We start from the raw sequence: 18,999 nt of genomic DNA on the forward strand, positions 1-18,999 counted from the left end.
AGTCGTGCTCATGGACAGTGCCACCGTCGAGCGTTTCGAGGCCAGCCGCAACCGGCTGGCCTCGATCGCCTACCGTCTCCTCGGTTCGGCCGCCGACGCCGAGGACACGGTGCAGGACGCGTTCCTGCGGTGGCAAGCCGCCGATCCGGCCTTCATCGAGGTGCCAGAGGCCTGGCTGACCAAGATCGTCACCAACCTCGCGCTCGACCGGCTCCGCTCGGCGAAGGCGCGCCACGAACGCGCGGTCGGCACCTGGATGCCCGAACCGCTGCTCGACGGCGACCCGCTGCTGGGCCCCGCCGACACCGCCGAGCAACGCGAATCGGTGACCCTGGCGGTGCTGGCACTCATGGAACGGCTGTCGCCGGTCGAACGCGCGGTGTATGTGCTGCACGAGGCCTTCGCCTACCGGCACGCCGAGATCGCCGAGATCCTCGACATCACCGTCGCCGCGAGTCAGCAACACCTGCACCGGGCGCGCGGGCGAATCACCCTCGCCCGCAACACCACTCGCATCGACCAGGCCGGCGCGCGACGCATCGTCGAGGCATTCGTCGACGCCGCCTCCTCGGGCCGCACCGATCAGCTGATCGCGCTACTCACCGACGACGCGACCGGTATCTCCGACGGTGTCGGTGGCACGGCCACCAAGCTCATCCTGTTCCCGACTCCGCAGCGCCTCGCCCGCGCCATGCAGGCAGGCCTCACACCGACTCCGGCCAAACGCCGGCTCGCGGGTGGCTCACCGTCGATCCATGCTGTGGTGGTCAACGGCTGCCCCGCCATGGCGTTCACCCTCGATGACCGCATCGTGGGAATCGCGATCCTGGAAGTGCGCGGCGACAAGGTCGCGGGCCTGCGCAGCATCGCCGCACCCAACCGGCTCCTGCGCCTCACCGAGCACTGGCAGCGCCGTGAGCACGATGCGCCGCTGATCGAATCGTGGTAGCCGACCTCACGAACGCCCGGCGACACCGAGAGACAACGCCGCCAAGGCTTTCGGGGCGCCCGGCTGATAGAACCGGTCGATCTCGCTGATCTCGAAGCCCGCGTCGGTGATCAGGCCCGCGATGTCACGGTCGAGATGGCACCCGCCCGCGATCTTCTGCTGGATCGGGTCGAGCCGGTGCTGCCAGGTCCGCACCGACTCCTCCGGCGCGAGTCCGTGTTCGACGAAGTGCAGCGTGCCGCCGGGTCGCAGGACCCGGCGGATCTCGGCGAGCGCCGCCCCGACATCGGGGATGGTGCACAGCGTGAAGGTGGACAGGGCGGTGTCGAAGGTGGCGTCGGCGAACGGCAGCGACTGACCGTCGAGACCGGCCCGTTCGACCGGAATCGAGCTCGCCGCAACACGTTTGGCCGCGATCTTCCAGGCGGTGTCCGCGGGCTCGACTCCGCTGACCCGCTCGACGGCGGCGGGGTAGAACCCGATGTTGTGCCCTGACCCGAAGCCGACTTCGAGCACCGCACCGTGCAGCCCGGCGCAGGTTCGTTCGCGCAGCGGCCCGTTCTGGGCGATGCCACAGACTTTGTCGGTGATGTGGGGCAGGATCCGGTCGGTGTAGAAGCCCATCCCTCGATCATCCTCCCACCGCCACCATCGGCGGTCGACTTCAGCCGAGTCGACGGTCCAAGACCTGGGTGCTCGCACCCGAGGCCGGGTCGACGGTGAGCACCCGCAGGTTCACCGTGTCCGGTGTCAGATCCATGACCATGAAGCCGAGTTCGTGCTGGGTTTCGTAGAGGGCGGGGTGCGTCGGCTTGTCACCGAAGCGGGGCTGGCCGCCCGCGGTCTTGCCGGCCGCGCCGGACACGATCTGGCGGGTGCCCTTTGTCGCCGCCGTCGGCTCGAGCACCTGCAGGGTGTGGTCGTGGCCCGAGAGCAGGAACGACACCTTGCCCAGCACGTGGTCTTCGAAGAACCGCTTGGCGTGCACACCGTTGAGCGGCTCGATCGGCAGGCCCTCGTAGCTGCCCGCGTCACCGTGCGGGCCGTTGCTCAGGTACGGGTGGTGGGTGCAGGCGATCTTCCACTGCGCGGTCGATTCGGCCAGCGCGCGGTCGAGCCAGACCCGTTGGGCGTTCATGTACGGGCCGTCGACCGCCCAGTACGGGTCGAGCAGCGGCGGAATGTAGGCGGCGAGCGGGTTCAGATCGAGGACGAAGAACTCCACGACCGGGTTCTGCTCGGGGACTCGCACCGAGTAGTAGCGGCTCGGCATCCACCAGCGCGCGGACTTCGCGTGGTATTCGACCTCGTGATTGCCGCGCGCGAGCCAGCCGCCGTCACCGGGGAACACCCCGGAGGTGTCGTGGTTGCCCAGCACCATCGCCCACGGAAAGTCCAGTCCCGCATTGGGATCCTCGAACTTGGTGGCGAACTGGGCGTCGTCGGGGCCGCTGGGGCCGGAGTCGTAGATGTTGTCACCGAGACCGACCGCCATCGAGAACGGTTCGCGCGCATGGAACGCGCGGGCCGCGTCGGCGACCGCCCACTGCGTGCGGGTGCCGGTGCCCGCGTCGCCGGTGATCAGAATCCGCGCGGTACGCCCGGCCTTCGGAGCGAATTTGGGCACTTCGGCGGGTACCGCCGCGGCAGGTGTAAGCCCCACCAACGACATCCCCGCGACGACACCGGCTGCCCCGGCCAGAACTTCACGACGGCCGATTCCGGTCGAGAACTCGTGCATGGTCACCTTCTGCATAGTGGCTCTATTGGACAACTGACCTGATCGAAGCACACTGACCTGTCGCGCCGCAGCTTAGACCCCGCACGAGCGGCGCGCCGAAGACGGTCAGCACGAAGACGGGTTTCCGCGAGGCAGGCAGCGGCGTGGTGTGGTGACCCGGATCCCCGCGCGATCAGGCTTTGGCGGTGGGGTGTTCGAAGCCGGCGGCCTCGTCCATGTCCTCGAGCGACATCCCCTTGGTCTCGGGCACGAACTTGGCGACGAAACCCAGTGACAGCAGCGCGAACACCGCATACATCCCGTAGGCGAACCCGAGCGAGAAGGTCTTCAGACTCGGGAACGAGACGGTGATCGCCCAGTTCGCCGCCCACTGCCCCGCCGCGGCGAGCGACAGTGCCGCGCCACGGATCCGGTTCGGGAACATCTCACCGAGCAGCACCCACACGACCGGACCCCAGCTCATCCCGAAGAACACGACGAACAGATTGGCCGCGACCAGCGCGATCGGGCCGACCGCGCCGGTCAGGTGCGGTTCCATGACACCGTCGGCGTTGGGCACCTGGTCGGCCGAGCCGAAGCAGATCGCCATCGTGGCCAACGTGACAGTCATGCCGATCGAGCCGGTGAGCAGCAGCGGTTTACGCCCGACCTTGTCGATGAGCAAGATCGCGACGATGGTGGTGGCGATATTGACCACCGAGGTGAACACACTGATCTGGAACGACTGGGATTCCTCGAAACCCACCGCCTCCCACAACACGTTCGAGTAGTAGAAGATCACGTTGATGCCGACCGCCTGCTGGAACACCGACAGCATCAGCCCCACCCACACGACCGGGTAGATGCCCCCGGCGGGGCGGCGCAGGTCCTTCCACGACGGTTGGGTGTCGCTGCGCAGGCTCTCCTCGATCCGGCCGATGGTGACCTCGAGGTTCTTCTCGCCGAACAGCATCGACAGCACGCGCCGCGCCTCGCCGATCTTGTGCGTGGCGACCAGATAGCGCGGCGACTCGGGAATCGTGGCGGCCAGCACGCCGTAGACCACGGCGGGCACCACCATCGACAGGAACATCCAGCGCCAGGCGTCCAGGCCGAACCACAGCGTCTCGCTGGCGCCGCCGGCGAGGTGGGCGAGCACGTAGTCCACCAGCAGCGCCAGGAAGATGCCGAGCACGATGGCGAGCTGCTGCAGTGACCCGAGTCTGCCGCGGATGCGCGCGGGTGAGGTTTCGGCGATGTAGGCCGGGGCGATCACCGAGGCCACGCCGACACCGAGACCGCCGATCACCCGGCCAAGGACCAGGATCCAGACATCGGGGGCGAAGGCGGTGACGATGGCGCTGACGAAGAACAGGATCGCCGCGATCCGCATCACCTTGAGCCTGCCGATGCGATCGGCGATCCAGCCCGCGGTCATCGCCCCCGCCGCGGCCCCGAGCAGGGCCGAGGCCACCGCGAAGCCGAGAACGGCGTCGTCGACATCGAATTCGGTTTGGATCGCCGAGACCGCGCCGTTGATCACGGCACTGTCGAAGCCGAACAGCAACCCGCCGAGCGCCGCGACGGACGCGATCCGGACCACCCGACCGCCCGACGCCGGGTCACCGTCGGGAAGAGCGGATCGGTCGGTGAAGGAGCCTCCATCATGCATCGACGTCATCCTCTCCACGGCGGGCATCATCGCCTCGCGAGTAGCAGCGCGAACCAGTCACAGTGTGCCCCCGACTGAATGGCATCTGCCGCAACCCGCGATCGCGAGCCCACATCGCCGTGTTGGGCGGGCACCGTGCGTTCATCTGGGCGACACGCGCATCATTTAGCGTCCGAAGGATGACCGATGTCGAGACTCGCCCGATCCCCCGTGCTGTCAGCGAGATCGCCGATCTCGCGACCGCCGTGAACCTGGCCGACACCACCGGATTCACCGTCGACGACAGCGACGACGACGATCCGATCCTGCTCACCGAACCCGGTGGCCTGGTCGTCGACACCTGGCGCGAGGGCTACCCCTACGACGAGCGCCTCTCCCGCCTCGAGTACGACCTCGACAAGCGCCTGCTGCAGATCGAACTGCTGAAATTGCAGAACTGGGTCAAGGCGACCGGTCGCCGCGTCGTCATCGTGTTCGAGGGTCGCGATGCCGCGGGCAAGGGCGGCACCATCAAACGGTTCATGGAGCACCTCAATCCGCGCGGGGCCCGGGTGGTGGCGCTGGAAAAGCCGTCGGTGCGCGAATCCAGCCAGTGGTATTTCCAGCGTTACGTCGAGCACCTGCCCGCCGCGGGCGAGATCGTGCTGTTCGACCGTTCCTGGTACAACCGCGCGGGTGTGGAACGGGTGATGGGTTTCTGCACGCCCGAACAGCATCGGCGTTTCCTGGCGCAGGTGCCGCTGTTCGAACGGATGCTCGTCGACGACGGCATCGACCTGGTCAAGTTCTGGTTCTCGGTCTCGCCGCTGGAACAGCGCACCCGTTTCGCCATCCGCCAGGTCGACCCGGTGCGGCACTGGAAGCTCTCACCGATGGATCTGGCCTCGCTCGACAAGTGGGATTCCTACACTGCGGCCAAGGAAGAGAACTTCGAGCACACCGACACCGATCACGCGCCGTGGATCGTGGTCAAGAGCAACGACAAGAAGCGAGCCCGGCTCAACGCGATGCGGCACGTGTTGAGCGGGTTCGATTACGAGAACAAGGATGCCGAGATCGTCGGCACCGCCGACCCACTGATCGTGGGCCGCGGGCGCGACGTCATCGGTTCCTGAAAAGGCCTAGCGCGTCAGGCCGACTCGGTGCGCTTCGAGCATCAGCGTGGTGAGCTCGGCGCGCTCGGCGTCGTCGAGGACGTCGAAGCAGGGCGCGATCAGTTCGTCGGTCAGCTTCTCCGCGGCATCCCAGCGCGCCTGAATGTCGGCGGTCACCGGCTCGAACGGTTCGGCCCAGCCGAGGAACTTCGCGTGGCCGGGTCCGTCGTAGATCGGGGAGCCTGCCACCAGGATCGCCTGCAGCGGGGTGAGCCCGTTGGCCATCACCGCGACCAGGTGCAGCCCGCCGCGCAGCTCGCGCAGCACATGCGTCAGCTGCAATACCGCGCTCCGCCCGTCCTCGGGGACCGGCATCGCCCGCCAGCCGGCGAACAACGGCAGGCCTGTCGAGGGCGCGGCGTCGACCACCCGTCGCAGTAGCTCGGCGAGGCGATCGGCCTGTTCGAACGCGGCGAGCTTGCGTTGCCCGAAATCGCGGCACGCGATCATGTACCGGTTCGCGGCGTCGGCGGCGGGCATCGGCACCGATTCCCATGCGGCACGGACGCATTCGGGTTCGAAGAAGCCGAATGCCGCGGTCACCACATCGGCGTCGACGTCACCGAGTACCCCGCCGCGACCCCGGGTGTAGGCGCCGTGGAACCCGTCCACCCCGGTCGCCTCCCCGAACATCCGAGCCTCCCGCGAGATCATGAACGCCCCACCGAGTTCGAGTACCTGTCGTTTGACCGCTGCCGACGTCATTCGTCTGCCACCTTCCGCTGTAGTCCACTCCCAGCAGACTATAGCGCCCAATAGTCAGATACGGCAGTCCCTTCGCGAAGATAACGACCGAAATCCACACGACTGCACCCAGTAGGCTCGGGAGCATGACCGTCGACACCGGCCAGATCAGCCGGAAGACCTGGCTCGCAGCCGAATTCGTCGCTCTGTTCTTCGGTCTGACCGGGTTGTACGCGGTGACCCTGCGCGGTGTCGGCCCACTGCCTTTCCTGCTGGTGATCACGGTCGGCATCGTGATCTACCTGCGCCGCACCGGCTTCGACCGCCACAGCTTCTGGCGAGCCGACGCCTTGCGCCCAGCGCTCCCCGCGATCCTCGCGCTCTGGGTGGTCGCGGCTGTCGCCCTCACCGCCACGGTATCCGTCCTGCGCCCCGATTCGCTGTTCGACCTGCCCCGGGAACGCCCCCTCATCTGGGTCCTGATCCTCGTTTTCTACCCATTGATCAGCGTCTATCCGCAGGAACTCCTCTTCCGCGCCTTCCTCTTCCACCGCTACACCCCGGTCTTCGGCGACGGTCCGCGCATGATCGCCATCAGTGCCGTCGCCTTCGGTTTCGCGCACTTCATCGTCGGCAACTGGATCTCGGTGTTGCTGAGTGTCGCCGCCGGTGTCCTCTTCGCCACCCGGTACAGGCGAACCCGTTCACTGCTCGTCACCTCGGTGGAGCACGCCCTCTACGGCATCCTCGTCTTCACCGTCGGCCTCGGTGACTTCTTCTATCACGGGGCAGCGGCCGCGTAACTCCTCGCTCGCGCGTGTGGGCTGAGCTATAGCGCTTGCACCAGCGTGAGCTTCGACTTCTTCCGCACGGTGAAACCCAGCGTCTCGTACAAACTGATCGCCGACGTATTGTGCGCGACCGCATGCAGAAACGGTGTCTCAGCCCGCGCCCGGATTCCCGCCCCGACCGCCCGAACCAACCGCGACGCGATCCCCCTGCCCCGGAACTCGGCGTCGGTGCACACCGCGCTGATCTCGGTCCACCCCGGCGGATGCAGCCGCTCCCCCGCCATCGCCACCAACCGTCCCTCGACCCGCAACCCCAAATAGGTGCCCATCTCGATGGTCCGCGGCGCGTAGGGTCCCGGCTCGGTCCGAGCGATCAGCGCCAGAATCTCGGGAACATCAGCGGCGGTGAGCCGGTCGAGCCCGGAATCGAGGGCAACCCGCAACCCCGACCCTTCCATCTGCACCGTGTCGAACTCGGCGAGCACCGTCCACCCCGGCGGCGGCACATGCCCTGTCCCACGTATCCCGGCACTCCCACCCGGCCCGAGCGCAGTCCCCAGGTCCGCCCAATCCTGCCCGTCCAACACCACCGGATGCCCGACGAACCGCGCCACCTCCGGCTCATATCGCCCGATCCGCCCCACCCACCGCGCGAACCGCCGGTGCTCCCCGCGCAACGAAGCCCGCACGGGATCATCCAGCGGATGCACCGCGACATCGACGTCGACCGTCAACACACCCTCCTCACCACCGAACCCGACCGCCGGAACGCTAACCGACCCCACGCCCCCCGTCACCGTTTGCACTCACCGCGATTCCGGTGCCCTGATCGCCGAGGCGAGAAGGTAATCCAGTGGCAGGCCGAGAAGGCCGCCGCGGGACTCTGCTCGTTGCTCGACGAATCGGCGCAGATCCCGGCGCAACGCGTCCCAACGACCCTCCGCGGTCAGCCTGCCCTGCTCACTCACGACGTGCCCCGCGGTCCGGATCAGGAAATCGGCCGCCTCCTCGGATGAAGCGAACGGCAAGGTGATCCGGCTAGGCGAGGCGGCGGTGAGCTGTAGTCCATGAGGTTCGAGCATGCCGACGAGCGCCGCGGGATCACCCCAGCGACCAGGCGGCCCGTTGCCTGCGGGCGGCGGTGGCAGATAGACGCTCAATACTTGCCCCATCGCCGGCAGCAAGCTGCCCGGGACCCACGACGCGAGGACGACCCTGGCGCCCGGCGCGGCGACTCGCGCGAGTTCGCGGGCCGCGATCGCGTGATCGGTCGCGTACATCACGCCGAAGACCGACAGGACAACATCGGCCGACTGATCAGCGAGCGGTAGAGCTTCCAGCCCACCCCACCGCCATTCGACGTCAGCACCCACGGCGTGGGCTCGCTCCTCGGCCACCCGCAGCAGGCCCTTTTCGAAGTCGATACCGACAACTCTGCCGCCGCGCTCGGCCGCGAGCAGTGCCGCATTGCCCGTACCCGTAGCGATGTCGACCACCCGGTCGCCCGGCGCGACCGCCGCCGCGTCGACCGCCGCCACGGACACGGGCTGAAGAGATCGGCCCATCAGCGGGTAGTCACCGATGCCCCACGTCGTCACTGAACTGTTCACGATCGGCCTCCTGATACAGGAGGCGCCCTTGACCGTGGTCTCCGAAGTCGAGCGTGGCGGACCGAGTCCGTCGCAGCGCCTCTCGCCCCGGCTGCCGACACCATAGCGCGTTGTCGATCTTCCACGGAGCGAATACCTACCTCCCCCAGCGATTTCCGACCGGCGACCGCTGTTTGGCCCTGCTCGAGGCGGGCATTCGCACTGAGCAAGGACAAACCTCTACCGGAGGGACAGTTGCGTGTTCACACATCTACGAGGGGCCGCATTGATCGGGCTGCTGATGGTCGCCGGGTGCGCGACCAGTACCGAGGCGCCGGATCCCGGTCTGCCGCCGTCGGCGGCGAACGCGCCGGAGATCTCCGACGAGGCCGCCGACCACCTGTGCGAGATGATGGCGCCAGAGCTCGACAATTGGCGGGCACAGGGATCGACGGTCGCTCGCGTGTCGTTCAATGCCACGGTCCAGAACTGGGCGGTGCGCAGTGGCGGCATCAACGTCGCGGTGGCTCGCAATCGCGAGGTGATCGACACGGTGACGACGCAGCACTGCCCTGATGTGCGCGAGCAGGCCGTGCAGGCTCTCGACGTGCCGGATCTGGCCTCAGCGCTCGCCGGTGTCTGAGCCCGCCGCGTCGGGAACCGCAGCGGCTCGGCCGGTGCCGTTGCGCCGGTCCCGCAGGACGAGTACGCCCGCCGCGACCGCCCAGATCACCGCGAACGCGACCGCGCGCAGCAGACTCCAGTTGACCATCAGCATCACGAGGGCAACGCCGCCGAACAGTGTCAACAGCCGACCGGTACTCGTCTGACCATTCATCGCCAGATCATCCCACGATCCCACCGTCCTGCCGCGACGAGCCATCGCACCCAGATCGCGGTCAGCTCTCGACACGCACCGACGGACTTTCGTCGCGGATGCGTGGGCGGCGAGTGGCCCAGGCCAGCGCCGGCACGATCAGCAGCGCGATCCCCGCACCGAGGAACGCCAGCCCCGGGTAGTCGGCGAACGCCACGACGACCCCGGACCCGAGCCCACCCCCAGCGCCCGCGATCGCGATCCCCACGTCGACCGTGCCCTGGGTTCGAGCGCGAGTCGCGACCGGCGTCGCATCGGCGATCATGGTCGTCCCCGCGACCAACCCCAGATTCCAGCCCACCCCGAGCAACCCGAGCGCCACCGCCAGCGCCCCCACCGAACTCGGCGGGGCCAGCGCCGCGGCCAACCCGGCCGCGATCAACGTGCCCGCGGCCGCCACCGCGACGAACCCGGTCCCGAACCGATCGACGAGCATCCCGGACAGCAGCGAGGGCAGATACATCCCCGCCACATGCACCGCGATCACGAACCCCGCCGCACCCACACCGTGCCCGTGATGCTGCATGTGGATCGGCGTCATCGTCATGACCGCGGCCATGACCAACTGCGTCACGACCATCACCGTCGTCCCGGCCACGATCGGCGCCGACCACCGCGTCGAAACGCCGGCCACGACAACCTCCTCGGACGGCTCCGCCACCCTCCGGGCGAGCACGAGCGGATCCGGCCGCAACAGCACCCACAGCACCAGTGCCGCCAGCGCATACGCTGCCCCGGACAGCACGAACGGACCCGACAGCGCCGGAATGCCCCACCGCACAGCCATATTCGACATCGGCGTCGTCAGATTCGGGCCCACCACCGCGCCCACCGTCGTCGCCACCAGCACCGTGCTGATCGCGCGCGCCCGATGCGCGGGCCGCGCCAGATCCGCACCCGCGTATCTGGCCTGCAGACTCGTCGCCGTACCCGCCCCGTACACGATCAGCGACACGAACAGCAACGGCAGGCTCCCGGTCACCGCGGCCGCCACCACCCCGAAACTCCCCAGCGCGCCGGTCAGATACCCGAGCGTGAGCCCCGCCCGACGCCCGGACCGCTGCGAAATCCGCCCCACACCCACCGCCGCCGCGGCCGACCCGATCGTGAACATCGCCGCGGGCAACCCCGCCAATCCGGTGGACCCGAGCATGTCCTGCGCCAACAGGGCACCGACCGTGATGCCCGCGGCGAGCCCCGCCCCACTGAAGATCTGCGCCGCGACCAACACGGCCAGCGTGCGCCGTTGCGCGGGATGCTCGCTCATGAGCGTCATCATCGCGGCACACATGGACGTCAGTCCAGTCGCTGGGCACAGAAAGGTCCAGCGACGACCAACCGGCCTCCTCGACCAAGGAGACCGCTAGCGCAAGAACGGCCCCAGCTTGATGTTCACCTCGGAACCGACCTCCTCGATCGACATGATCGGCCACACCCGCCCGGGCTGCATCGTGCCCGCGGCCGTGGCGTAACCGACGACATCGAGTGCCGAACCCCCGTTGTCGTCACGCAGAATCTCCGCCGCGGTGCGCACCCCATCGGAGAACACCACGTCGAACTCGTCGGCCATGCGATCGGCGCGCACCACCACACCGGGAAACAGATGCGAATAGTCGACGATGATCCGGCCGGGCTCTGCGCGTTGATCCATCGGCGTCCTTTCCGTGCCCGACCTCAGTGACCGCACGGATCAGTGAGATGCAAACCCTCGCCGACCTTGATCCGGCGGTGCTCGGCGACGACAATTCCCACACCGAACAGCAGGCACACACCGCTGACGATGCCGGCGATCACCGCCCATCCGACAAATCCGGAACCGGCGGCCGTCAAGGTGGCCGCGAGCATCACGATGCCGATTCCCAGGAGCAACAGTCCCGGCCAGTTCAGCGAGTCCTGGACCAACTCCCCCGCATGTGAGCGCGTCGTGCGCTCGGTATCGGGAAACTTGTGTTGATGGGGATCAATGTAGTCGGTCATGGCACGGCCTCCTTTCGACGAGGGTTCTCCCCAGTCGGCGCGTACCCCCGATTCAATCGGGCAAACGGGCGGCATCCTGTTCGTTTTCACGGACGAGCACGAAGAAGTACGGATCCGGAAAATTGCGGTAGTCCATCAGGCCCAACACCGTGTCGTCATCGACCCGGCGGAACACATCGATGATCGGCAGATGGTCGTACACCATCGCCGTGGTGACAACACCGCGGTGCTCGACCGCCCGCAGCCGCGCCCGATACCGGCGCGTGCGCAACGCCGGTTTCAGCACCCCGAGCAGTCCCCGACCCCGCTCGACGACCGTCCCCGGCACCTTGCCGACCATGCCCAACGGCACACGTTTCGGATCGACAGCGAAAATGTCACCCGCGGGATCGCGGAACAACAGCGGATGCACACTGTCCACACCGTCGAACTGTTTGCCATACCACCCGGACGCCACGAGCAGCCCGTCCAACTGGTGCCCGGTGGCCAGCTCGCGACCGTGCCACCGACCGGTGAGCTCGCTCGCGGACACCGGCGCCAGACTGTCGAACAGCGCCAGCGCCGCCTCCCTGGAACAGGCGGGTTCGAGCGCGCTGAGTTGGTCGATCGTCATGAAAATCCTCTCCTATCAGGCAGGCAGTCGCAGCGCGCCGGGCGCCGACGCGGGCACAGCGGGCCGAACCGGGGCCACCGGACTGATCCGCTGGTAGCCGGCACCGAGTTCAGGGCGCGGATCCGGCTCGCCCTTGTTCGGCCAGAACGCCATCGCGCGCTCAGCCTGCGCGGTGATGGTGAGCGACGGATTCACACCGAGATTGGCGGTGATCGCACTGCCGTCGGCGATGTGCAGGCCGGGGTGGCCGTAGACGCGCTGGTAGGGGTCGATAACGCCGGTGTCGCGGGAGTCGCCGATGGTGCAGCCGCCGATGTAGTGCGCTGTCGCGGGGATATTGAAGATATCGGTGGCGATATTGCCGGTGATGCCGTCGGATTCGGCCGCGTAGCGGCGCGCGATGTCGTGCGCCATCGGAATCCACTCCGGATTCGGCTCCCCGCTGCCCTGCTTCGTCACCAACCGCTTTCCCTTCAAATACGAGGTCAGCGAATTGTCGAGCGACTGCATCACCAGCAGGATCACCGACCGCTCCGACGCACCGTGCGCGTTCTGCGAACGCAGGAACTGCACCGGATGCAACAGCATCGTCAGCAACAACCGCAGGAACCGGAACGCCCCACCGTCGACCATCGGCACGGTCTGCAAGAACAACGCGTTCTGCCCCTTGCCGTAGGTGCACACCTCCACATGCGTCTGCGGTTCCGGGTGAATCGAGGACGTGATCGCCACACCCTGGGAGAAATCCCGTCGGGACTTACTCGTGACCCCGATGATCGCCTCGGAATTACTACGCGTCAGCTCACCGACCCGCGCCGACAACTCGGGCAGCGTGCCGTCGCCGCGCAACTTGTGCAGCAACTTCTGGGTGCCGAGCGCCGCCGCCGCGAACACCACCTGCTGCGCGGTGAAAGTGCGACGCTCCTTACGCACCCAACCATTCGACTGCACCGTCTCGACGCGATAACCACCGTCACCGTCGGGCACCACCGACGTCACCGTGGTCAACGGATGTACCTGTGCGCCATTGCTTTCGGCCAGATGCAGGTAATTGAGCGTAGTCGTGTTCTTGGCATTGTGCTTGCAGCCAGTGAAACACTCCGAGCAGTGGATACAGCCCGCCCGGCGCGGACCCGCACCACCGAAGTACGGGTCATCGACCTCGACGCCTTCGGAACCCTCGTTGAAGAAGACACCGACATGGGTGCGATGGAACGTGTCGACGACCTTCAGATCCCGCGCGACCTGCAACAACACCTCATCCTTCGGCCCGACCCGCGGATTCTCGACCACGCCGAGCATCCGCGAGGCCTGGTCGTAGTACGGCGCGAGCTCGGACTTCCAGTCGGTGATGTGCGACCACGCACGATCGCGGTAGAACTCCGGCAACGGTTCGTAGAGCGTATTGCCGTAGATCAGCGAACCACCGCCCACGCCCGAACCACTGAACACCAGGCACTTGCCGAGTGCGCTGATCCGCTGCGGCCCGGTGAGGCCGAGGCGCGGCGCCCAGATGGCCTTCGGAATGTTCCAGTTGGTCTTCGGGTAATCCTCGACGTTCCAGCGCCTACCGGATTCGAGAACACCTACCCGGTAACCCTTTTCGGTCAGCCGCAGCGCGGTCACGCTGCCACCGAAACCGGAACCGACGACGATCACGTCGTAGTCGTAGTCACTCATCGCGACACCACCTCATAGTCGGCGGGGTCGAACCGCGCCTGCTTCTTGTATTGGATTCCCAGCAGTGGCCAGTTGGTTGTGATCCGGCCGTCGGCCTGGCGATACCACGACGAGCAGCGACTCCACACGCTCCCGCTGAGCTGCTCCTGGATCCGCTCGTCATAGGCCTGTTCCACGTCCGGACGCACCGTCAGTGCGCGACCGGACGCCGCGAGATGGGCGACATAGTCGCCGAGGTACTTCGCCTGCGCCTCGAGGAAGTAGATGATCGAGCCGCCACCGGTATTGGTGTTGGGGCCGTACATGATGAACAGGTTCGGAAACCGCGGCACGGTCATGCCGTAGTAGGCGTGCGCGCCACTGTCCCACTCCTGCGTCAATTCCCGGCCCTGCGCGCCCGTGATCGTCATCGGGGCGAGGAACTCGGTGCTGGTGAAGCCGGTACCCCAGATGATGACGTCGACCTCGTGTTCCTGCCCGTCGGCGGTGCGCACACCCGCCGGTGTGATCTCGGCGATCCGCTCGGAGGTGACCTCCACATTCGACTCGGCCAGCGCGGGAAGATAGTTGTCGGAGAACAGGATTCGCTTGCACCCGACCGGGTAGTCCGGCCACACCTGCTCGAAAAGACCCGGCTTGGCTTTGGTCTGCCTGCGCATGTGCCACTTCGAGACGGCCTTGATCGCGGCGGCCAGGGGTTTGGAGTACACCCAGGCGACACTGAGCCCCTCGACCACGCCGTACCAGGTGCCGCGTTCGGCGAGCTCGGTCACGGGTAGCTTCTCGAACACCCGATGGTGGCGTGCGGAGAACTCACGATCGGGTCGCGGGATGATGTAGGGCGCGGTCCGCTGGAACAGCGTCAGCTTCTCGACCTGCGGCTGAACCTCGGGGACGAACTGGATCGCACTCGCCCCGGTACCGATCACCGCCACGCGCTTGCCCGACAGATCGACCTCGTGATCCCACTCGGCGGAGTGAAAACTACTACCGCCGAAACTGTCCCGGCCCTCGATCGCGGGCAGGGCGGGCCGGGAGAGCTGGCCCACCGCCGACACCAGCACATCGACCACCACCGGCTCCCCGCCGCTGAGCCGGACCGTCCACTTCCCGGTCGTGTCGTCGAACGCGGCGCCGAGTACCTCGGTGCCGAAGCGGATGTGGCGGCGGACATCGTACTTCTCGGCGACGTGCCTGATGTAGTCGAGGATCACCGGCTGCCGCGAGAACCGGTGCGGCCAACGTGGATTCGGTTCGAACGAGTAGGAGTAGAACGGCGACGGTACGTCGCAGGCGGCACCGGGATAGGTGTTCTCCCGCCAGACACCGCCGACATCATCGGCCTTCTCGAACACGACGATGTCATCGAAGCCGCGCTTCTTCAGTTCGATCACGGCCGCGAGGCCGCCGAACCCGCTGCCGATCACGGCGATGGACGGTGTCATGAGGTCCCTTCGAGAACGAGGCGAGCACAGGTAGCGGGGTCGTCACTGAACGGAAGGTGCCCACAACCCGGGAGGTCGACATGCCGCGCGAACGGCAACACCACCCGGGCACGGGCGCTCTGGGTGCGGTGCACGAGCACGATGTCGCGCGTGCCCCACGCGATCGTCACCGGAATCTCCGCCAGGGAGCCGGGATCGTCGCCGGGGTCGAGGACGTAGTTGCCGAAATCGTCGCGGGCCGCGGCGAACGAGGTGGCACCGGCCAACCCCGCCAAATCAGTACGAGCGGCATCGGGGTCGACACGGACCGGGTGGCCGAACATCGACGACAGCAGCACGGCGCGGCCCGCGGGGTGTCCGACCAGCCGGTCCAATGTCGGCCCGGCGACCCGGGCCGCAGCACGCATGCTGGTGAGCAAGCCCTGTGTCCAGCGCCTGCCCACCGGCCCGTAGAACCCGACCGGCGAGAACGCAGTGACCCCGGACGCCACGCCTGCCCGGCCCAGTTCGAGGGCGATACCGCCGCCCATCGAACTGCCTGCCACGTGCGGGCGCCGAATATCGTTGTCCGCCAACCACTGCGTGAGCCACGCGGCGTACCCGCGCGGGCCCGGACGCACGGCGTCCAGCGCCGGTGAGTCACCGAAACCCGGTAGATCGATCGCGACAACCTCGTGCTGCTCGGCCAGCAGCTCGACGATCGGCGCGAAAACCTGCCGGCGACTACCGAGACCGTGCACGAGCACGATCGGCGAACCACTGCCCCGGCGGAGGTGAGAGATCTGCGTCATCGCAGCCCTTCATCCAAATAAACAGTTACTGCGTACGGTTTCTTGATTGCACCAGCTCGATCGCCCGTCGTCAAGAGGTGACGGCCGACACTTTTAACTCAATCTACCCAATCTTGTCGGCGGCACGTACGATTTCTTGGGTGACCGTGCAACCACCGCGCCGCACCCAGGCCGAACGTCGGGCATCCACCCGCGCCCGAATACTGGCCTGCACCGCCGAATGCCTGCTCGAACGCGGCTACACGGCAACCACCGTCAGTGCGGTACAGGAACGTGCCGGGCTCGCCCGCGGCACAGTGCAACACCACTTCCCCACCCGAGCCGAACTGCTCATCGCCGCCACCACCCAGGTGGTCGACACCCGACTCGAGAAGTTCCGGCGCGAAGCGCAACTCCTCGCACCCGGCCGCGACCGGCTGCAATCCGTCGTCGACCTCGCCTGGCGCGACCTGAACAGCCCCGCCTTCTTCACCGCCCTCGACCTGTGGGTCGCCGCGCGCACCGACACCGAACTCCGCGACCAGCTCGTCATCGAGGAACGTCGCGTCTTCACCGAAATGCGCAGGCTCTACCTCGAGGTACTCGGCGAACCGTATGCCTCGGACCCGCGCGCCGAGGTCCTGGTCGAGTTCACCATCGACCTGCTCACCGGACTCTCCATGACCGCCATGCTCACCGGCACACTCGGCGAACGCGAAGCCGTACTGCGCCGATGGAAACGGGCGCTCGCCGTGCTCGTCGGACAGCTACCCAGCGATGAACTACTCGACGGAAGTCCGCTGCCGGTCGCGGCGAACTGAGCACTCTCGACGCAGACCCCCGCAGCGGGCGCCTCGACCTAAGCGCCCGACGTCTGCACCCCGGACAACCCGTTCCAGCACAGCGCGACAACAGTGTCGACAGCGTCGCCCTTCGGAATCGGACGACCCGCGTCGAGCCACTGCCTGGCGGCGAGGTGGCTGGCACCCACCACCCCGAACGCACACGCGTAGGCGCGGACGTCATCCATCCCCGCCGCACGGAGCTCGGCGCTCACCAGCACCGCGCACTCACCCATCGCGTTGCGCACCCGCCACCGCACACACGGTTCGCTCGGCACCGGAGACTCGAAGACCAGAGTGTGCCCGCCCGCGTCCTCGGCGACGAAATCGAAGTAGGCGAGCACCGCGCGGCGCACCTTGTCCTCTTGCCCATGGGCGTCGGCCAGCGCGTCGCGGATACCTTCCACCATCCGGTCCAGATAACCCTGCAGGACAGCCAGATACAGGTCCAGCTTGCTCGCGTAGTGCGTGTACAGCACCGGCTTGCTCATCCCGGCTCTGATGCCGATGTCGTCCATGCTCGCACCGTGGTAGCCGTGGGCCACGAAGACCCCGCGGGCGGCACTGAGCACCGCGAGTCGCCGCTGGGTGCGGGCCGTGGTCTCGACGCCTTCGATGGTGGAGCTGTCGTTGTAGAGAAGTGTCATGGGACGTCCGGGGATTCGAGAGTGCTCACCACGTGAGCACCGGCTTGACGGCGATGCCCGCGCGCTGGTCGGCCAGCGCCGCGCCGACCTCGATGTGCGGGTACCGGGCGATCAGGCGATCGACCGGGAAACGACCCGCCGCGTACAGATCGAGCAGGTGGGGAATGAAGGTGCCGGGCACACTGTCACCTTCCAGGCAGCCGCGAATCGCCTTGCCGTGCAGCACGAGATCGCTGATATCGACCGGTGGTGTACCGCGGCCGAGTCCGACCGCCACCACCGTGGCGCCGACCGCGAGCGCGGCGACGGCGTCCGCCAGCACGGTCGCGATGCCGGTCGTGTCGACGGCATGGGTCGCGCCGCCCCCGGTGAGTTCGCGGATGCGCGGCGCGGTGGGCCCATCGGCAGGATCGAGCGCGGTATCGGCTCCCAGCTCGACAGCCAGTTCCCTTCGCGCGGCCGATGTTTCGATGACCGCAACCCGGACGTCGGGGACCGTACGGGCAGCGAGCAGAGCTGCCATCCCGACCGCGCCCGCCCCGTACACAGCGACCCACGCGCCCGGCTCCGGGCGCAGGGCGTTGAGCACAGCGCCCGCACCGGTCTGGAATCCGCAACCGAACGGCGCCGCCACCGCGAGGTCGGCAGCGGGGTCGATCACCACCGTGTTGTCCTCGGTGGTCAGCGCGTATCCTGCGAAACTCGACTGACCGAAGAACCCGTCCAGAATCGGCGAACCCTCGACGAGGACGCGGGGCGCGCTGTGCGCGCGACGCCCGAACTGATTCAACGTGGTAGCGCTGTGGCAGTAGGCGGGCCGGCCGGACGCGCAGTTGCGACAGGTACCGCAGTGCCGGAAGGTCAGCACCACGTGATCGCCGACCCCAACCGTCCGCACATCGGGCCCTACCGCCGCCACCACACCCGCGCCCTCGTGGCCGAGCAGGATCGGACGGTCCGCCGCGCCTGCCCGACGGGTCACCAGGTCGGTATGACAGATCCCGGCGGCGACGATCCGCACCAGGATCTCCCCCGCACGAGGCTCGTCGACCTCGACCGGCTCGATCGAGAACTCCGCCGCCGGATCGCGCGACAGCACCGCCGTCGTGCGCATCAGGACACCCGTTCCAACAGGAAGTAGAAGTACTCGCCCTGCGCGAGAACCAGTTCGGGGCGACCGTTCATGATGCCCATCAGGGTGGTGTCATCGAGCCACTTGAAGTGGTCGAACACCGCCCGCCCGTCGTAGACCATGGTCGCGGTGACCTCGCCGCGGAACTCGATGTTCCACAGGGTCGCTTCACCCTGTCCCAGTTCGACATTCGAGAACAGGGTGCCGTCCTCGGCCCGGCAGATCAGTGGCTTCGCATCGTCGAGGGCAAGGAAATTCTTTCCGTACCACCGGCTCGCAGGCAGTGCGCGACACAGCGGGTGACCGGTCTGGAAGGCGTCGCCGCGCCATTCACCGAGGATCTCCTCGGCTCGGGCCGGGCGTAGCCGGGTCCACAGCTGGTCCAGATCGGCGGTCGCGACACCCGCCGACTGTTCCCTGAGCTGCTGCCACCGTGGTTTGTCCGCGCTCATCAAGC

The 18,999-nt window shown here is 67.4% G+C and carries 22 protein-coding genes; 5 read left to right on the forward strand and 17 right to left on the reverse strand.

Annotated features, from left to right (window positions below; genetic code table 11):
• The first annotated feature begins 10 nt into the window (after positions 1-10).
• Positions 11-949 carry a sigma-70 family RNA polymerase sigma factor gene (locus tag ACWZHB_RS11650; RefSeq protein ID WP_427907950.1) on the forward strand — a complete coding sequence of 313 codons (939 nt, stop codon included), beginning with the start codon at positions 11-13 and terminating at the stop codon, positions 947-949.
• A gap of 6 nt (positions 950-955) precedes the next feature.
• On the opposite strand, the gene ACWZHB_RS11655 is transcribed toward ACWZHB_RS11650, so the two are convergent.
• The 3 genes from ACWZHB_RS11655 to ACWZHB_RS11665 form a co-directional block, all read right to left on the reverse strand.
• On the reverse strand, positions 956-1,573 hold the full coding sequence (locus ACWZHB_RS11655) for a class I SAM-dependent methyltransferase (protein ID WP_427907951.1): 618 nt from the start codon (positions 1,571-1,573) through the stop codon (positions 956-958).
• A gap of 40 nt (positions 1,574-1,613) precedes the next feature.
• Positions 1,614-2,690 carry a metallophosphoesterase gene (locus ACWZHB_RS11660; protein ID WP_427909138.1) on the reverse strand — a complete coding sequence of 359 codons (1,077 nt, stop codon included), beginning with the start codon at positions 2,688-2,690 and terminating at the stop codon, positions 1,614-1,616.
• A gap of 172 nt (positions 2,691-2,862) precedes the next feature.
• On the reverse strand, positions 2,863-4,341 hold the full coding sequence (locus ACWZHB_RS11665) for a sugar porter family MFS transporter (RefSeq protein ID WP_427907952.1): 1,479 nt from the start codon (positions 4,339-4,341) through the stop codon (positions 2,863-2,865).
• Positions 4,342-4,520: 179 nt separating this feature from the next.
• Between ACWZHB_RS11665 and ppk2 the strand changes: the two genes are divergently transcribed.
• Positions 4,521-5,456: a polyphosphate kinase 2 gene (ppk2, locus tag ACWZHB_RS11670; protein WP_427907953.1), complete on the forward strand. Its 936-nt coding sequence runs from the start codon at positions 4,521-4,523 to the stop codon at positions 5,454-5,456.
• A gap of 6 nt (positions 5,457-5,462) precedes the next feature.
• Here the strand turns inward: ppk2 and ACWZHB_RS11675 are convergent, their stop codons facing one another.
• On the reverse strand, positions 5,463-6,200 hold the full coding sequence (locus ACWZHB_RS11675) for an SCO6745 family protein (RefSeq protein ID WP_427907954.1): 738 nt from the start codon (positions 6,198-6,200) through the stop codon (positions 5,463-5,465).
• Between the two features lie 125 nt (positions 6,201-6,325).
• Here ACWZHB_RS11675 and ACWZHB_RS11680 point away from each other — a divergent pair, with 125 nt between their 5' ends.
• Positions 6,326-6,982, forward strand: coding sequence for a CPBP family intramembrane glutamic endopeptidase (locus ACWZHB_RS11680; RefSeq protein WP_427907955.1), 657 nt, complete (start codon positions 6,326-6,328; stop codon positions 6,980-6,982).
• Between the two features lie 26 nt (positions 6,983-7,008).
• Here ACWZHB_RS11680 and ACWZHB_RS11685 read toward each other — a convergent pair whose 3' ends face one another.
• Both ACWZHB_RS11685 and ACWZHB_RS11690 read right to left on the reverse strand, forming a co-directional pair.
• On the reverse strand, positions 7,009-7,707 hold the full coding sequence (locus ACWZHB_RS11685; RefSeq protein ID WP_427909139.1) for a GNAT family N-acetyltransferase: 699 nt from the start codon (positions 7,705-7,707) through the stop codon (positions 7,009-7,011).
• A gap of 69 nt (positions 7,708-7,776) precedes the next feature.
• The gene (locus tag ACWZHB_RS11690; RefSeq protein ID WP_427907956.1) at positions 7,777-8,580 is read right to left on the reverse strand and encodes a class I SAM-dependent methyltransferase; all 804 of its coding nucleotides are present in this window, start codon (positions 8,578-8,580) and stop codon (positions 7,777-7,779) included.
• A 238-nt stretch (positions 8,581-8,818) separates the two neighbouring features.
• Between ACWZHB_RS11690 and ACWZHB_RS11695 the strand changes: the two genes are divergently transcribed.
• Positions 8,819-9,202 carry a hypothetical protein gene (locus ACWZHB_RS11695; protein ID WP_427907957.1) on the forward strand — a complete coding sequence of 128 codons (384 nt, stop codon included), beginning with the start codon at positions 8,819-8,821 and terminating at the stop codon, positions 9,200-9,202.
• Here ACWZHB_RS11695 and ACWZHB_RS11700 read toward each other — a convergent pair.
• The 8 genes from ACWZHB_RS11700 to ACWZHB_RS11735 form a co-directional block, all read right to left on the reverse strand.
• Positions 9,182-9,397 (reverse strand): hypothetical protein, encoded by a 216-nt coding sequence (locus tag ACWZHB_RS11700; RefSeq protein ID WP_427907958.1) that lies wholly within the window; start codon positions 9,395-9,397, stop codon positions 9,182-9,184. The genes ACWZHB_RS11695 and ACWZHB_RS11700 overlap by 21 nt on opposite strands.
• A 61-nt stretch (positions 9,398-9,458) precedes the next feature.
• Complete coding sequence (locus tag ACWZHB_RS11705) at positions 9,459-10,712, reverse strand: MFS transporter (protein ID WP_427909140.1); 1,254 nt, start codon at positions 10,710-10,712, stop codon at positions 9,459-9,461.
• An 87-nt stretch (positions 10,713-10,799) separates the two neighbouring features.
• Positions 10,800-11,087 carry a hypothetical protein gene (locus ACWZHB_RS11710; protein WP_427907959.1) on the reverse strand — a complete coding sequence of 96 codons (288 nt, stop codon included), beginning with the start codon at positions 11,085-11,087 and terminating at the stop codon, positions 10,800-10,802.
• A gap of 23 nt (positions 11,088-11,110) precedes the next feature.
• Positions 11,111-11,413: a hypothetical protein gene (locus ACWZHB_RS11715; RefSeq protein ID WP_427907960.1), complete on the reverse strand. Its 303-nt coding sequence runs from the start codon at positions 11,411-11,413 to the stop codon at positions 11,111-11,113.
• Between the two features lie 52 nt (positions 11,414-11,465).
• Complete coding sequence (locus ACWZHB_RS11720) at positions 11,466-12,026, reverse strand: DUF4334 domain-containing protein (RefSeq protein ID WP_427907961.1); 561 nt, start codon at positions 12,024-12,026, stop codon at positions 11,466-11,468.
• 15 nt (positions 12,027-12,041) lie between these two features.
• Positions 12,042-13,706 carry a GMC oxidoreductase gene (locus ACWZHB_RS11725; protein ID WP_427907962.1) on the reverse strand — a complete coding sequence of 555 codons (1,665 nt, stop codon included), beginning with the start codon at positions 13,704-13,706 and terminating at the stop codon, positions 12,042-12,044.
• Positions 13,703-15,151, reverse strand: a complete 1,449-nt coding sequence (locus ACWZHB_RS11730) for a flavin-containing monooxygenase (RefSeq protein WP_427907963.1) — start codon at positions 15,149-15,151, stop codon at positions 13,703-13,705. Before ACWZHB_RS11730 ends, ACWZHB_RS11725 begins: the two co-directional genes overlap by 4 nt.
• Positions 15,148-15,942, reverse strand: coding sequence for an alpha/beta fold hydrolase (locus ACWZHB_RS11735; protein ID WP_427907964.1), 795 nt, complete (start codon positions 15,940-15,942; stop codon positions 15,148-15,150). The genes ACWZHB_RS11730 and ACWZHB_RS11735 overlap by 4 nt, the downstream gene beginning before the upstream one ends.
• A 140-nt stretch (positions 15,943-16,082) precedes the next feature.
• Here ACWZHB_RS11735 and ACWZHB_RS11740 point away from each other — a divergent pair, with 140 nt between their 5' ends.
• Positions 16,083-16,742, forward strand: a complete 660-nt coding sequence (locus ACWZHB_RS11740) for a TetR/AcrR family transcriptional regulator (protein ID WP_427907965.1) — start codon at positions 16,083-16,085, stop codon at positions 16,740-16,742.
• A 38-nt stretch (positions 16,743-16,780) separates the two neighbouring features.
• Here the strand turns inward: ACWZHB_RS11740 and ACWZHB_RS11745 are convergent, their stop codons facing one another.
• The 3 genes from ACWZHB_RS11745 to ACWZHB_RS11755 are packed head-to-tail and all read right to left on the reverse strand — an operon-like array spanning position 16,781 to position 18,994.
• Positions 16,781-17,410 carry a TetR/AcrR family transcriptional regulator gene (locus ACWZHB_RS11745; protein WP_427907966.1) on the reverse strand — a complete coding sequence of 210 codons (630 nt, stop codon included), beginning with the start codon at positions 17,408-17,410 and terminating at the stop codon, positions 16,781-16,783.
• A gap of 25 nt (positions 17,411-17,435) precedes the next feature.
• Positions 17,436-18,524, reverse strand: a complete 1,089-nt coding sequence (locus tag ACWZHB_RS11750) for an NAD(P)-dependent alcohol dehydrogenase (RefSeq protein WP_427907967.1) — start codon at positions 18,522-18,524, stop codon at positions 17,436-17,438.
• Positions 18,524-18,994, reverse strand: a complete 471-nt coding sequence (locus tag ACWZHB_RS11755) for a DUF4334 domain-containing protein (RefSeq protein ID WP_427907968.1) — start codon at positions 18,992-18,994, stop codon at positions 18,524-18,526. The genes ACWZHB_RS11750 and ACWZHB_RS11755 overlap by 1 nt, the downstream gene beginning before the upstream one ends.
• Between the last annotated feature and the right edge of the window lie 5 nt (positions 18,995-18,999).

It is taken from the genome of Nocardia sp. FBN12 (assembly GCF_054031145.1).